The sequence below is a fragment of the Azohydromonas lata genome (genome assembly GCF_034427735.1).
In the GTDB taxonomy this organism is placed as follows: Bacteria; Pseudomonadota; Gammaproteobacteria; order Burkholderiales; family Burkholderiaceae_C; genus Azohydromonas; species Azohydromonas lata.
Genome location: NZ_JAXOJX010000009.1, coordinates 81081 through 95755, shown reverse-complemented (window position 1 = coordinate 95755; position 14675 = coordinate 81081). Strand labels below are relative to the sequence as shown.

The following is a 14675-nucleotide window of genomic DNA, read 5'->3' as shown; positions in this document are numbered from 1 at the left end:
AGAGAGAAGGCATGACATCCGAGATCCAGCGCAAGGGCATCATCCTGGCCGGCGGCTCCGGCACGCGGCTGCACCCGGCCACCCTGTCCATCAGCAAGCAACTGCTGCCGGTGTATGACAAGCCCATGGTGTACTACCCGCTGACCACGCTGATGCTCGCCGGGATGCGCGACATCCTGCTCATCAGCACGCCGCAGGACGTGCCGCGCTTCCAGGCGTTGCTGGGCGACGGCAGCCAGTGGGGCATCAACCTGAGCTACTGCGTGCAGCCCAGCCCCGACGGCCTGGCGCAGGCCTTCATCTTGGGCCGCGACTTCGTCGGCGGCGCTCCCAGCGCGCTGGTGCTGGGCGACAACATCTTCTACGGCCACGACTTCTACAGCCTGCTACAGCGCGCCTCGCTGCGTACCGAGGGCGCGTCGGTCTTCGCCTACCACGTCAACGACCCCGAGCGCTACGGCGTGGTGGAGTTCGACCAGCGCCAGCGCGCGCTGAGCATCGAGGAAAAGCCCGCTGCGCCCAAGAGCAACTACGCCGTCACGGGGCTGTACTTCTACGACAACCGCGTGTGCGACATCGCCGCGGGCATCCAGCCCAGCCCGCGCGGGGAGCTGGAGATCACCGACGTCAACGCTGCCTACCTGCGCGAAGGGCTGCTGGACGTGGAGATCATGGGCCGCGGCTACGCGTGGCTGGACACCGGCACGCACGACAGCCTGCTCGAAGCCGGCCAGTTCATCGCCACGCTGGAAAAGCGCCAAGGCCTCAAGGTGGCCTGCCCCGAGGAGATCGCCTGGCGCGCGGGCTGGATAGACGCCGCGCAACTGGAGCGGCTGGCCAAGCCCATGCTCAAGAACGGCTATGGGCAGTACCTGATGAAGCTGCTGCGCGAAACCACCTTCTGACACGGCATTTTTTCGCCAAGGCAAGCACATGAACGTCATCAAGACTGCGCTGGAAGGCGTGCTCATCCTGGAGCCCAAGGTGTTCGGCGACGAGCGCGGCTTTTTCATGGAAAGCTTCAACCAGCGCGCCTTCGACGAGGCCGTGGGCCACCACGTCGACTTCGTGCAGGACAACCACTCGCGCTCCTCGCGCGGCGTGCTGCGCGGGCTGCACTTCCAGCTGCCGCCGCACGCGCAGGGCAAGCTCGTGCGCGTGACGCAGGGCAGCGTCTTCGACGTGGCCGTGGACATGCGCAAGAGCAGCCCGACCTTCGGCCGCTGGGTGGGCGTGGAGCTCACGGGCACCAACCACCGCCAGTTCTGGATTCCGCCGGGCTTTGCCCACGGCTTCGTGGTCACCAGCGACAGCGCCGACTTCCTCTACAAGACCACCGACTACTACGCACCGCAGGCCGAGGGCGCGCTGCGCTGGGACGACCCCACGGTGGGCGTGCAGTGGCCGCTGCAGGACTTGACGCCGCTGCTGTCGCCCAAGGACGCGCAGGCGCCGCTGCTGGCCGACGCGCGACACTTCGACTGACCACCCCGGCAAAGAGCTGCCGACCGAACCTGTCCTTCAGCTTGCAGCCTGTCAGGGATTGCTCGTAATCCCCTTGTAAAATCGCGTGTTCAGCAGTTGAACACACCATGCCCAGCACCAGCAACACCGAAGAAAGACTCGATGCCGCAAGGCTGGAGTTGCTTCGGCTGTTGGAGCAAGAGCCCGCGATGTCGCAGCGCCAGCTCTCGCAGACTTTGGGCCTGAGCCTGGGCAAGACGCACTATCTGCTGCACGCGCTGCTGGACATGGGGCTGCTGAAAGTCCGCAACTTTCAGCGCAGCGACCGCAAGCTGGCTTATGCCTACGTGCTCACGCCCAGCGGGCTGCGCGAGAAGCTGCGGCTCACGCGCACCTTTCTCGCGCGCAAGGAAGAGGAATTCGAGACGCTGCGCTACACCATTGCCACGCTGCGCCGGGAACTGGGCGCCGTGGACACGCGCGACGAAAACCGCGCACGGCAAGGCGGCAAGCCATGAGCACGGCAGCGGCGCGCCCGGCCCATTCAAGATGCGCGCGCAACATCGGGCAAGAACGGCGGCGCACCGCCTGACACGAAGGAAGAACACGACATGAAGCGAGTATTGGTCACCGGCGCGGACGGTTTCATTGGCTCCCACCTGGTGGAGCTGCTGGTGCGCGAGGGCCTGGAGGTCAAGGCGCTGTCGCAATACAACTCCTTCAACCACTGGGGCTGGCTGGAGGACATCGACTGCCTCTCCAGCGTGGAGGTGCTCAACGGCGACGTGCGCGACCCCCATTACTGCAAGCACATCACCAAGGGCGTGGACGCGGTGTTCCACCTGGCCGCGCTCATCGCCATTCCCTACTCCTACGTCGCGCCCGACAGCTACGTGGACACCAACGTCAAGGGCACGCTCAACATCTGCCAGGCCGCGCTGGACAACGGCGTGCAGCGCGTCATCCACACCTCCACCAGCGAGGTGTACGGCACGGCGCGCTACGTGCCCATAGACGAGAAGCACCCGCTGCAGCCGCAGTCGCCCTACAGCGCCTCCAAGATAGGCGCCGACGCCATGGCGATGAGCTTTCACAGCGCCTTCAACCTGCCGCTGACGGTGGCACGGCCCTTCAACACCTACGGCCCCCGCCAGTCCGCGCGCGCGGTGATTCCCACCATCATCAGCCAGATCGCCAGCGGCATGCGGCAGATCAAGCTCGGCGACGTCACGCCCACGCGCGACTTCAACTACGTCAGCGACACCTGCCGCGGCTTCCTGGCGCTGGCGCGCTGCGAACAGGCCGTGGGCGAGGTGGTCAACATCGGCTCCAATTTCGAGATCTCGGTGGGCGACACGCTTAATCTCATCCGCGAGCTCATGGGCAGCGACGTGGAGTTCGTGTTCGACGCGCAGCGCGCGCGCCCCGAGAAGTCCGAGGTGTTCCGGCTGTGGTGCGACAACACCAAGATCCGCGAGCTCACCGGCTTCGAGCCGCAGGTGGACATCCGCGAGGGCCTGCGCCGCACCGTCGAGTGGTTCACCCGCGCCGAGAACCTGGCCCGCTACAAGGCCAACATCTACAACGTGTGATGGGAGTGCCGTCGCATGTTTGACGCCCTCATCCGCTTCGTGCGCGAGCAGTACGCCACGAACGACTTCATCCCGCTGCACGCCCCGGTGTTCCCGGGGCGCGAGCGCGACTACGTGCTCGACACGCTGGAGTCCACCTTCGTCTCCAGCGTGGGCGCCTACGTGGACCGTTTCGAGCAGGAGATGGCGCGCTACACCGGCAGTGCGCGCGCCGTGGCCGTGGCCAACGGCACGGCGGCGCTGCACGTGGCGCTGCTGCTGGCCGGGGTGCGGCCAGGCGAGCTGGTGGTGACGCAGTCGCTGACCTTCGTGGCCACCTGCAACGCCATCGCCTACTGCCATGCCGAGCCCGTGTTCGTGGACGTGGAGCGCGCCACGCTGGGCATGTCGCCCGCGGCGCTGCAGCAGTGGCTGCAGGACAACACCGAGATCGACGCCGAGGGCCTGTGCCGCACGCGCGGCCCCGACGCCCGCGTGGTGCGCGCCTGCGTGCCCATGCATACCTTCGGCCACCCGGCGGACCTCGACGGGCTGATGGAGGTTTGCCGGCGCTGGAACCTGGTGCTGGTGGAGGACGCCGCCGAGTCGCTGGGCAGCCTCTACCACGGCCGCCACACCGGCACCTTCGGCCGCCTGGGCACGCAAAGCTTCAACGGCAACAAGATCATCACCACCGGCGGCGGCGGCATGGTGCTCACCGGCGACGAGGCGCTGGGCGCACGCGCCAAGCACCTCACCACCACTGCCAAGCAACCTCACCCCTACGAGTTCTTCCACGACGAGGTGGGCTTCAACTACCGGCTGCCCAACCTCAACGCGGCGCTGGGCTGCGCGCAGCTGGAACACATCGAGGACTTCGTGGCCGCCAAGCGGTTGCTGGCGCAGCGCTATGCCGAGCTGCTGCGCGGCAGCGCGCTGGAGTTCGTGCACGAGCCCACGGGCTGCCGCTCCAACTACTGGCTCAACGCCGTGGTGTGCGACAGCCGCGAGCAGCGCGACGCGCTGCTCAAGGCCACCAACGATGCGGGCGTGATGACGCGCCCCATCTGGCAGCTCATGAACCGGCTGCCCGCGTTCGCGCACTGCCGCCGCGGCGACCTCTCCACCGCCGAGTGGCTGGAGGCGCGCGTGGTGAACCTGCCCAGCTCAGTGATCGGAGGTTGACGATGCAAACCACCACCCTGGCCAGCAAGACCGAGCTGGCCAAACACGAAGCCGCCATAGAAGCGCTGTTTGGCGAGTGCTTTGGCGACCGGCTGTCGCTGGCGCTGTGGCGTTGGGCCTATCTCGACAACCCCCATGGCGAGCCTTATGTCTCGCTGTGCTACGACGCGGACCGCCTGGTGGCCCACTACGCCATGATTCCCATGCCGCTGTCGTCGGCCGGCGGCAGGCTCAACGCGTACCTGTCCATGACCACCATGGTGGCGGCCTCGCACCGCCAGCATGGCCTGTTCGTCAAGCTGGCCGAAGCCACCTACGAGCGCGCCCGCGCCGATGGTGTCGATTTCGTCATGGGCTTTCCCAACGAGATGTCCACGCCCGGCTTTCGCAAGCGGCTGAGCTGGGATCTGCCGCCCAGCGATTACGTCGCCTCGGTCACCAAGGAGCAACTGCTTGAGGTGGCCCAAGCCGTGCCGCTGCCGCAGCGCACTCGCCATGCGCTGAACCTGCGCGACCCGGCCACGCGCGCCTGGCGCCTGGCGCGCCCGGGCGCGCAGTACCAGTGGGAAGACGGCCTGGCCTACAAGGCCTTCGGCGACGCGCTGGACCTGCTGGCCTTCGACGATCCGACCCAACTCCAGGCGCTGCCCGCACAGCGCAAGATCAACCTGCTGCTGCCCGCCGAGTGCACGGCGCTAGCCCCGTTCAAGGCGTTCGACTACCAGTTCGGCGGCCGCTCCCTGGCCGGCACCTTCGACGCTTCGGCCATCGTGCGCCAGATGGCCCTGTCCGACGTGTTCTGAGCCATGCGCAAGATCCTCGCACTGACCTCCATACGCTCGGAGTACGACCTCATGAGCCGCGTCTACCAGCGGCTGCACGCCATGCCGGGCGTAGAGCTGCAGTTGCTGGTATCGGGCGCGCACCTCTCGCCCACGCACGGGCTGACGGTGGAAAACATCCGCGCCGACGGCCTGAACATCCTGGCCGAGGTCGAAACGCTCATCAGTGCCGACACGCGCTCCTCGCGGCTGAAGACGGCCTCCGGGCTGCTGGGCGGCAGCATCGACATCGTCAAGCGCTACGCCCCGGACGTGCTGGTGTTCGCCGGCGACCGCGAGGACGTGCTGGTGGGGGCCATGCTCGGCGGCTTCCTGGGCATCCCGACCGCGCACTTTTTCGGCGGCGACCACGCCGCGGACAGCCACATCGACAACCCGGTGCGCCATGCCACTTCCAAGCTGGCGTCGGCCCACTTCGTCAGCATCCCCGAGCACCGCGAGCGGCTGCTGCGCCTGGGCGAAAGCGCTCACCGCATCTTCGTCATCGGCAGCGTCGCGCTGGACAAGTTCGTCGTGGAGCCCGCGCTGCCGCTGCAGCAGGTGCTGCAGGCCATGGGGGCCAAGCCGCATGCGGCCCAGGCACCGCTGGCACTGCTGATCTTCCACCCCATAGACGCCGAAAAGCACGTCGCGCACGAGTACCTGGCCAACGCCACGCAGGCGCTCGTCGAACAGGGCTTCCACGTCTGCCTGGGCTCGCCCAACACCGACCCCGGCAACTTCAGGCTCAACCAGTTGCTGGACCAGCTGGCTCTGCAGGATCAGGTCACCTGCTACCGCAACCTGTCGCGGCCGCAGTTCGTGAACCTGTTCCGGCACGCCGCACTCATCGCGGGCAATTCCTCGGCCGGCATCCTGGAGGCCGCCACGCTGCGCATACCCGCCATCAACGTCGGCGAGCGCCAGCGCGGCCGGCTGTGCGGGGACAACGTCATCTTCACCGGCGGCTCGCTGGCCGAGATACGCGCCGCCCTGGAGCAGGCGCGCTCGCCCGCCTTCACCGAGCGGCTGCGCACGTCGCGCAACCCCTATGGGGACGGCCACAGTGCCGACACCGCCGCCGAGCTGCTGCGCACCCTGCCCTTCGACGAGCTGCTGCGCAAACCCGAGGACCCCCTGCATGCCAACGCCTGAATCCCGGCAAGTCGTCCTTTGCGTCGCGCCGCACCCCGACGACGAGACGCTGGGCTGCGGCATGACGCTGCTGCGCCACGTGGCCGAAGGCGCCCAGGTGCACTGGCTGATCATGACCGCCATGCACGCCTCGCAAGGCTTTGGCCAGGAACGCATGGCCGCGCGCGAGGCCGAGATAGCGCAGGTGGCGCGCGCCTACGGCTTCGCGGACGTGCACCGTGCCGGGCTGCCCACCACGCGGCTGGACACACTGCCTATGGGCGACTTGGTGGGCGTCGTCTCCGCCGTGGTGTCCCAGGTGCGCCCGGGCATCGTCTACCTGCCCTACCGCAACGACGTGCACAGTGACCATGCCGCGGTGTTCGACGCCGCCGCGGCCTGCTGCAAGAGCTTTCGCTACCCCAGCATCCGCCAGGTCTGCGCCTACGAAACCCTGTCCGAGACCGAGTTCGGCCTGCGCCCGGACGACCCGGGCTTTCGCCCCAACCTGTTCGTCGACGGCACGCCCTGGCTGGAGCGCAAGCTCGAAATCATGCGCATGTTCGCCGGCGAGATGGGTGACTTTCCCTTTCCGCGCAGCGAGGAATGCCTGCGCGCGCAGGCCATGCTGCGCGGCAGCCAGGCCGGCGTGCGCGCGGCCGAAGCTTTCATGATGCTCAAGGAAGTGCGATGAGCCCGCAACCGGTCTACGTCATCGCCGAAGCCGGCGTCAACCACAACGGCCAGCGCGAGCTGGCCTTCGCGCTGGTGGACAGCGCCGCCGAGGCCGGCGCCGACGCGGTGAAGTTCCAGACCTTCGACGCCGCGCGGCTGGCCAGCAAGCAAGCGCCCAAGGCCGCCTACCAGAAGCAAAGCACCGACGCCGCCGAGAGCCAGCTCGACATGCTGCGCAAGCTGGAGCTGCCGCGCGCCTGGCACGCCGAGTTGCAGGCGCATGCCCGCGCGCGCGGCATCGAGTTCCTCTCCACGGCCTTCGACGCCGACAGCCTGGACTTCCTCTGCGATCTGGGCATGCCGCTGTTCAAGGTGCCCTCGGGCGAGCTGGTCAACGCGCCGCTGCTGTGGCAGTTCGCGCGCACGGACAAGCCGCTGGTGGTCTCCACCGGCATGGCCACGCTCTCCGAGGTGGAGCAGGCACTGGCCGTGATCGCGCATGCCTTCAACGCGCAGGGCGAGCCCGCCGGCATGGACGAGGTCTGGCAGGGCTGGAGCCGCCAGGACTGGCGCGCGTCGCTGCAGCAGCGCGTGACGCTGCTGCACTGCACCTCGCAGTACCCCACGCCGGCGCACGAGGTGAACCTGCGCGCCATGGACACGCTGGCCCACGCTTTCGGCCTGCCCGTGGGCTACTCCGACCACACCGAGGGCACGCTCATCCCCGTGGCCGCCGTGGCCCGCGGCGCCACCGTGATCGAAAAGCACTTCACGCTGGACCGCACCCTGCCCGGCCCCGACCACAAGGCCTCGCTGGAGCCGGACGAGCTTGCGCGCATGGTGCGTGACATCCGCGCGCTGCAGCAGGCCCTGGGCCATGGCGCCAAGGCGCCGCAGCCCAGCGAAGTCGACACGCGACGCGCCGCGCGGCAGCAGGTGGTGGCCGCGCGCGACATCACCGCGGGACAGACGATCGCGCGCGCCGACCTCGCCACGGCGCGCTGCGGCCGCGGGATGCCGGCCGCGGCGCTGTGGGACCTGGTGGGCCAGGCCGCGGCGCGCGGCTACGCCGCGGGCGACGTGATAGAGCCATGAGCGACCTGGCCGCTTTCCAGGCGCTGCCGCTGGTCCTGCTGGGCGCGGGCGGCCATGCCAAGGTGGTGCTGTCGCTGGTGCGCGCGGCCGGCCTGGCGCTGCACGGCGTGTGCGACCCCGCGCTGGCGCGCCAGGGCGTGGCGCAGTGGCGCGGCCTGCCCGTGCTGGGTGGGGACGAGGCGCTGGACGCCCTGGCGCCTTCGGCCGTGGCGCTGGCCAACGGCATAGGCCAGTTGGCGCAGGGCACGCTGCGGCGCGACGTCTACGAGCGGCTGGCACGGCGGGGCTTTCGCTTTCCCGCGCTGGTGCACCCGCAGGCCTGGGTGGACCCCAGCGCGGTGCTTGCCGACGGCGTGCAGGTCATGGCCGGCGCCGTAGTGCAGGCCGACTGCCGCGTGGGCGAGAACACCATCGTCAACACCCGCGCCTCGCTGGACCACGACTGCCTGATAGGCGCGCACGTACACGTCGCGCCAGGCGCCTGCCTGTGCGGCACCGTCAGCGTGGGCGACGGTGCCTTCGTGGGCGCCGGCGCCACGGTGCTGCCCAACCTCACGCTGGGCGAGCGCGCGGTGGTGGCCGCCGGGGCCACGCTGGCGCGCTCCCTGCCCGCCGACGCCCACCACTTGCCCCACCGGAGCGGCCCGCGCGCCGGCCACTCTCAAGACAACCCGCAGGACCTGAACCGATGAAACCCTGGGAGTCCGTACTCGTCGGACCGCAAGCCTCGCTGCACGAGGCCATCAGCGCGCTGGACAAGGGCGCGCTGCAGATCGCCATCGTTGTAGACGAGCAGCGTCGCATCCTGGGCAGCCTGACCGATGGCGACGTGCGCCGCGCGCTGCTGCGCCAGGTGGCGCTCACCACGCCCGTGGCCGAGGTCATGCACCGGCACCCGCACACCATGCCCGCCAGCAGCAGCCCCGATCAGATGCTGGCCCTCATGGAAAGCCGGCGGCTGCTGCAGATTCCGCTGGTGGACGAACTCGGCCGCATCGTGGGCCTGCAGACGCTGCACGAGCTGCTGCAAAGCCGACACAGGGCCAACGCCGTGTTCCTCATGGCCGGGGGCTTCGGCAAGCGGCTGCAGCCGCTCACCGACCACTGCCCCAAGCCGCTGCTCAAGGTGGGCGACAAGCCCATCCTGGAGCTGATCATCGAGGGCTTCGTCAAAGCCGGCTTCCACCGCTTCTTCATCTCCACCCACTACCGGCCGGAAATGATTCGCGACGGCATAGGCGACGGCAGCCGCTGGGGCGTGAGCGTGGAGTACGTGCACGAGGACCAGCCGCTGGGCACCGGCGGCGCGCTTGGTTTGCTGCCGCACGAACAGATCCAGGAGCCGCTGTTCATGATGAACGGCGACCTGCTGACCAACCTGGACTTCGCCAAGCTGCTGCAGTTCCACGACGAGCACGACGGCGTGGCCACCATGTGCGTGCGCGAGTACGAGCACCGCGTGCCCTACGGCGTGATCGAGACCGACGGGCTGCGCATCACCTCCATGGTGGAAAAGCCCGCCTACCGCCACTTCATCAACGCCGGCATCTACGTGCTTTCGCCCGAGGTCGTGCACGCCGTGGCGCCGGGGCGCCAAGTGGACATGCCCACGCTGCTGCAGGAGCACATGGACAGCGGCCGCCCGGTCAACATGTTCCCGCTGCACGAGTACTGGCTGGACATCGGCCGCATGGAGGACTTCCAGCGCGCGCAGGCCGAGGTGACGGGGCTGTTCCATGGCTGAAGTCGCCCCCGGCCGCCTGCTGGCGGTGATTCCGGCGCGCGGGGGCAGCAAGCGGCTGCCGCGCAAGAACGTGTTGCCGTTGGCGGGCCGCCCGCTCATCCAATGGAGCATAGACGCGGCCCTGGCCAGCGGCGTGTTCGACGCCGTGCTGGTCTCGACCGACGACGAGGAAATTGCCGCCGCGGCACGCGCGGCCGGCGCACTCGTGCCCTGGCTGCGCCCGGCCGATTTGGCCAGCGACACCGCAACCAGTGCCGCCGTGCTGCAGCACGCGCTGGAGTGGTACGAGTGCGAGCGCGGCCCGGCCGAGGCCGTGGTGCTGCTGCAGCCCACCAGCCCCTTTCGTCGCGCCGGCTCCATACGCGAGGCAGTGGCTGCCTATCACGTGCAAAACGCGGTCGCGCCGCGCGCCGCCGTAGTCAGCGTCAGCCCCGCGGCGCAGCACCCGGCCTGGTGCTTCCGATTGGGCGAAGGTGCGACCATGGAGCCTTTCCAGGGCTGGGACGCGCTGCAGCGCCGCTCGCAGGATCTGCCACCCGCCTACGCGCTCAACGGCTCCATCTACGTGCTGCCCGCGCCGCTGGTGCGCGGCGGCGGCGCGCTGCTGCAACCGGGCACGCGCGCCTTCGTCATGGCCGACCTGCACGAGTCGCTGGACATAGACACCGCCGAGGACTGGGCCCAGGCCCAGGCCCAGGCCACCCACTGGGAACGCGGCTGAAGCGGCTGCGGCCTGCAGACCCGCCCTGCGCGCCCTCACACCTGATCACGACACATCATTTTCATGAGCAAAGTTGCACTCATCACCGGCATCACCGGCCAGGACGGCGCCTACCTGGCCGAGCTCCTGCTGAGCAAGGGCTACATCGTCCACGGCATACGCCGGCGCGCCTCGCTGTTCAACACCGACCGCATAGACCACCTCTACCAGGACCCGCACCTGCCCGACACACGGCTGTTCCTGCACTACGGGGACATGACCGACAGCTCCGCGCTGGTGCGCATCATCCAGCAGGTGCAGCCTGACGAGATTTACAACCTCGCGGCGCAATCGCACGTGCACGTGAGCTTCGAGGAGCCGGAGTACACGGCAAACTCCGACGCGCTGGGCCCGCTGCGCATCCTGGAGGCCATACGGCTGCTCGGCCTGCAGAAGAAGACGCGCTTCTACCAGGCCAGTACCTCCGAGCTCTACGGCTTGGTGCGCGAAACGCCGCAGACCGAGGCCACGCCCTTCTACCCGCGCAGCCCCTACGGCGTGGCCAAGCTCTACGCCTACTGGATCACGGTCAACTACCGCGAGGCGTACGGCATGTACGCCTGCAACGGCATCCTCTTCAACCACGAGTCGCCCATCCGCGGCGAGACCTTCGTCACCCGCAAGATCACGCGCGCACTGGCACGCATCAAGCTGGGCCTGCAGAACTGCCTGTACCTGGGCAACCTGGACGCGCGGCGCGACTGGGGCCACGCGCGCGACTACGTCGAGGCACAGTGGCTGATGCTGCAGCAGGACAACCCCGAGGATTTCGTCATCGCCACCGGACGCCAGTACAGCGTGCGCGACTTCGTCAACGCCGCGGCCGCCGAGCTGGGCATGGCGCTGCGCTGGGAAGGCCTGGGCGTGGACGAAAAGGGCTACTGGGTAGACCCGGCGGCCGCCGACGGTGCGCGCGAGCGCCTGGTGGTGGCCGTGGACCCGCGCTACTTCCGCCCTGCCGAGGTGGAGACGCTGCTGGGCGACGCGGCCAAGGCACGCGCCAAGCTGAACTGGGAGCCGCGCACCAGCTTCGAGGCCCTGGTCAAGGAAATGGTGAGCGAGGACCTGGCCGCCGCGCAGCGCGACGAGCTGGTCAAAGGCCACGGCTACAAGACCATGGACTGCCACGAGTGACCTGAAGCCCCTGGCGCCGCATCCCGCGCGGCGCCCCGATGTGAGCCGCCTTGGATACCCGCCGCCTCCTTTCCTCCACCGTGCTGTACGGCGTTGCCAACATCGCCGTCATGGCCGTTGGCGGCTTTTTGCTGCTGCCGCTGTACACGCGCACGCTCAGCCAGGGCGAGTTCGGCATGTACGTGGCCATCAGGGCCAACATCGACCTGCTGACCTACCTGCTGCAGTTCGGACTGCCCTCGGCTTTGGGCCGCAACTACTTTGACTACAAGAAGAAGCAGCAGCAGCACGAGTACGTGGGCAGCGTCGCGCTCATGTTCCTGGTAATGCTGGCCGCGTGGGCCGGGGTGCTGGCCCTGTGGGGCGACGCGCTGTGGCAATGGCTGTCGCCGTCCACGCCGGCGCAGCCGTACCTGGCGCTGAGCGCGGCCATCGCGGCGGCGAGCTTTCCCTCGGCCGTGGCCGCACTGTGGCTGCGCATGGAAGGCCGCGTCATGGCGGTGGTCGGCCTGCAAGTGGGCTCGGCGGCGCTGCTGGCCGTCCTGGCGGTGCTGAACCTGGCACTGTTGCGCACCGGCCTGGTGGGTCTGCTGGGCGCGCTGCTGGCGAGCTCGGCTCTGGCGGCCGCGGTGCTGCCCAAGCTGCTGCAGGGCCGGCTGCGGCTTGCCTGGCGGCCACAGCACGTCAAAGCCACGCTGCACTACGCGCTGCCCGTGCTGGTGGGCTATATCGCCTACTTCGTGCTCAACCGCTTCAGCACGCTGGTGCTGCAGCACCACGTGAGCCCGCAGGAGCTTGCCGTGTACGGGCTGGCGCTGCAGTTGTCCATGGCCGTGGGGGTGGCGGCCAACGCCTTCGGCATGGCGCTGCAGCCCCGGGTGTTCGCGGCCGAGCAGGCGCAGGCCCAGGCCGTGCTGCGGCATGCGGCGCGGCTGTTCACGCTGCTGATGCTGGGCCTCACGGGCGGCCTCGTTCTTTTCGCCCCCGAACTGCTAGCGTTGGTCGGCCCGCCCGGCTACGCCGGCGCCCTGCCGCTGCTGGTGCTGCTGCTGGTGGCCAACTTCACCAGCACCTTCACGCTCATCTCCGACACGGCGCTGCTGTACCTGCGCCGTCCAAAGACCTCGGTGGCCATTTCCCTGGCCGGCGCGGCGGTGGCCGCGCTGGGCAGCTTGTGGCTGGTGCCCCTTCTCCACCTGGAAGGGGCTGCGCTGGCCGTGGCCGCAGGCCTAGTCACCCGCATGCTGCTGAGCCATTGGGCTGCCGCGCAAGCCCTGGACTACTCTGCCTGGGGCAGCATGCTGGGCGGCTTGGGGGCGCTGGCGGCGCTGGCGGCGCTCATGGCCGGGCTGCGCGAGGTGGCGCTGCCGCCGGGCATGGCCACGGCCTTGAAAATTTTTCTGACGGCTCTGGCGGCGGGCATTGCCCTGGCACGCCACCGCTACACCCGCTCCTGCGCCTGAAAAATGAAGAAACTCCTCGCTCCCATCAAAAGAAAACTCGGCCAGAAGCTTGGGCTCAATCCCATGAAATGGCTGAAAAGCACGGAGCAGATCCAGGCCCTGCTGCAGGAGAGCGTGCGCGGCGCGCCCGCCACGCGGCACCCTCCCAAAGGGGCGGAGAATTTCGCCATCCTGGTCAATCCTTTTCTAGCGACTTGGGTGCCCTGGTATTCTGTCGTGATGGGCCTGCTGCTGGCGCAGCGCGGCTCGAAAGTCAGCTTCATTTTCGACGACCTGCCTTTCGGCGAAATGCCCCAGCGCGCCGCCTTCATTAGAATGTGCATACGCCGGGTATTGCGGACCGTCGCGCCCCACCATGCCGTTTTGACGCTGAGCGAATTTTCCGGCAAAAGCGGGGCCGTGGCCGCGGACCGTGAGGCATTGATCGAAAAACTGGCCACCCTGAATGCCATACACCATTTGCGTGGCGAAATGGTGGCACGGGGCCGCCGCGAGTATGTGGCGCTCGTTCGCGAGCAGCTCACGCACGCCGATCCGGCTATACGCCAGCTGCTGAGCCTGCATGCCTTCAATGCCCTGCTGATCCCGGGCGGCGTTTTCGGCACCAGCGGCTTATGGTTGGAAAATGCCCGCCAGGCCAATATCCGCGTGTGCAGCTACGATGCGGGCGCCACCGTGATGCTGGCGGCCGCCAACGGCATTGCCGCCCAGCTCAAGGATATACCGGTGGCCTACTGCACGCTCAAGGCCCAGGCCGTATCGGCTGGTGAAAAAGAATTCATCCTGCAGACGGCGCGGGCCGAGCTTGAAAAAAGGCACCAGGGTAGGGACACCTTCAGTTATCAAAAGGTCAACACCAGCGCCGGCCCGCTGGAAAAATACCGTGGCGCCATCCTGATGGCGCTCAACTCCTCCTGGGACCAGGCAGCCCTGGGCCTGCATGCCGTATTTGACAACAGTGCCCGCTGGATAGAGGAAACCGTGCGCTGGGTGGTCGAAAATACGCAGGCCACCATCATCATCCGGCAGCACCCGGCCGAGCGATTTGCCATTGCCAGCACGTCCGATGACTATGGAAAAATGCTGCAGCAGCATTTTGGAAACCATCCACGCGTGGTTTTCATCGCCGCAGACGACCCCATCAACACTTATGAATTGATGGCGGTGGCGTCCACCGTGCTGACCTACACCTCCACGATAGGCGTGGAGGCTGCCGCCTTGGGAAAACCCGTCATCGTGGCGTCACATTGCTATTACGCGAATTTGGGCTTCGTATCGGCGGCACAATCCCGGCAAGACTACTGGCAGTTTATTCGCATGGCACTGGAGGGCAGACTCAATCCCAGCCAGGAAGTGCAGCACGATGCCACCTATTGTTATTACGCCACCCAAGTGTGCAATTGGGTATTCACGCCGTTCAATCCGGTTAATGACGAATTCTTCAGCCAGGAGTCGATTGCCAGCCTCAATGCCAATCCGAGCATAGACCTTATTTTGACGGCCTTGCAGCACAATATTCCCGTGTCCGTGCTGAACCACAAAATAAAATACGCCAGCCATCGCGGCGCGCAGGCCAGCCTCGTGGCGGCCGATCTGGCAGCGAATCTGGCAACGGAGTAATACGGCACG

Annotated in this window: 15 protein-coding genes; all 15 read left to right on the top strand. The window is 67.8% G+C overall.

The features are described from left to right. Positions 1 to 11 precede the first annotated feature (11 nt). The 15 genes from rfbA (at position 12) to SM757_RS08065 (ending at position 14666) form a co-directional block, all read left to right on the top strand. Positions 12 to 905: a glucose-1-phosphate thymidylyltransferase RfbA gene (gene rfbA / locus SM757_RS08135; protein WP_174548630.1), complete on the top strand. Its 894-nt coding sequence runs from the start codon at positions 12 to 14 to the stop codon at positions 903 to 905. A gap of 28 nt (positions 906 to 933) precedes the next feature. Next, on the top strand, positions 934 to 1485 hold the full coding sequence (gene rfbC, locus SM757_RS08130; protein WP_322465071.1) for a dTDP-4-dehydrorhamnose 3,5-epimerase: 552 nt from the start codon (positions 934 to 936) through the stop codon (positions 1483 to 1485). A gap of 107 nt (positions 1486 to 1592) precedes the next feature. Further along, entirely contained in the window at positions 1593 to 1982 is a 390-nt protein-coding gene (locus SM757_RS08125; protein WP_322465070.1) for a MarR family EPS-associated transcriptional regulator, read from the top strand. A gap of 93 nt (positions 1983 to 2075) precedes the next feature. Beyond that, positions 2076 to 3056: an NAD-dependent 4,6-dehydratase LegB gene (locus SM757_RS08120; protein WP_322465069.1), complete on the top strand. Its 981-nt coding sequence runs from the start codon at positions 2076 to 2078 to the stop codon at positions 3054 to 3056. 15 nt (positions 3057 to 3071) lie between these two features. Beyond that, positions 3072 to 4220: a LegC family aminotransferase gene (locus SM757_RS08115; RefSeq protein ID WP_322465068.1), complete on the top strand. Its 1149-nt coding sequence runs from the start codon at positions 3072 to 3074 to the stop codon at positions 4218 to 4220. Between the two features lie 2 nt (positions 4221 to 4222). Then, entirely contained in the window at positions 4223 to 5023 is an 801-nt protein-coding gene (locus tag SM757_RS08110; RefSeq protein WP_322465067.1) for a GNAT family N-acetyltransferase, read from the top strand. 3 nt (positions 5024 to 5026) lie between these two features. Further along, entirely contained in the window at positions 5027 to 6196 is a 1170-nt protein-coding gene (gene neuC / locus SM757_RS08105) for a UDP-N-acetylglucosamine 2-epimerase (RefSeq protein WP_322465066.1), read from the top strand. Next, positions 6183 to 6869 (top strand): PIG-L deacetylase family protein, encoded by a 687-nt coding sequence (locus SM757_RS08100; protein WP_322465065.1) that lies wholly within the window; start codon positions 6183 to 6185, stop codon positions 6867 to 6869. The genes neuC and SM757_RS08100 overlap by 14 nt, the downstream gene beginning before the upstream one ends. Continuing rightward, positions 6866 to 7945 carry an N-acetylneuraminate synthase gene (gene neuB, locus SM757_RS08095; RefSeq protein ID WP_322465064.1) on the top strand — a complete coding sequence of 360 codons (1080 nt, stop codon included), beginning with the start codon at positions 6866 to 6868 and terminating at the stop codon, positions 7943 to 7945. The genes SM757_RS08100 and neuB overlap by 4 nt, the downstream gene beginning before the upstream one ends. Next, complete coding sequence (locus SM757_RS08090) at positions 7942 to 8637, top strand: acetyltransferase (protein ID WP_322465063.1); 696 nt, start codon at positions 7942 to 7944, stop codon at positions 8635 to 8637. Before neuB ends, SM757_RS08090 begins: the two co-directional genes overlap by 4 nt. Beyond that, the gene (locus SM757_RS08085; RefSeq protein WP_322465062.1) at positions 8634 to 9689 is read left to right on the top strand and encodes a nucleotidyltransferase family protein; all 1056 of its coding nucleotides are present in this window, start codon (positions 8634 to 8636) and stop codon (positions 9687 to 9689) included. Before SM757_RS08090 ends, SM757_RS08085 begins: the two co-directional genes overlap by 4 nt. Beyond that, complete coding sequence (locus tag SM757_RS08080; RefSeq protein ID WP_322465061.1) at positions 9682 to 10410, top strand: acylneuraminate cytidylyltransferase family protein; 729 nt, start codon at positions 9682 to 9684, stop codon at positions 10408 to 10410. Before SM757_RS08085 ends, SM757_RS08080 begins: the two co-directional genes overlap by 8 nt. Positions 10411 to 10473: 63 nt before the next feature. After that, a complete protein-coding gene (gene gmd / locus SM757_RS08075) occupies positions 10474 to 11583 on the top strand; it encodes a GDP-mannose 4,6-dehydratase (protein WP_322465060.1) in 1110 nt (369 codons plus the stop codon). A gap of 50 nt (positions 11584 to 11633) precedes the next feature. Beyond that, on the top strand, positions 11634 to 13046 hold the full coding sequence (locus tag SM757_RS08070) for a lipopolysaccharide biosynthesis protein (RefSeq protein WP_322465059.1): 1413 nt from the start codon (positions 11634 to 11636) through the stop codon (positions 13044 to 13046). A gap of 3 nt (positions 13047 to 13049) precedes the next feature. After that, complete coding sequence (locus tag SM757_RS08065) at positions 13050 to 14666, top strand: capsular polysaccharide export protein, LipB/KpsS family (RefSeq protein WP_322465058.1); 1617 nt, start codon at positions 13050 to 13052, stop codon at positions 14664 to 14666. Positions 14667 to 14675 lie beyond the last annotated feature (9 nt).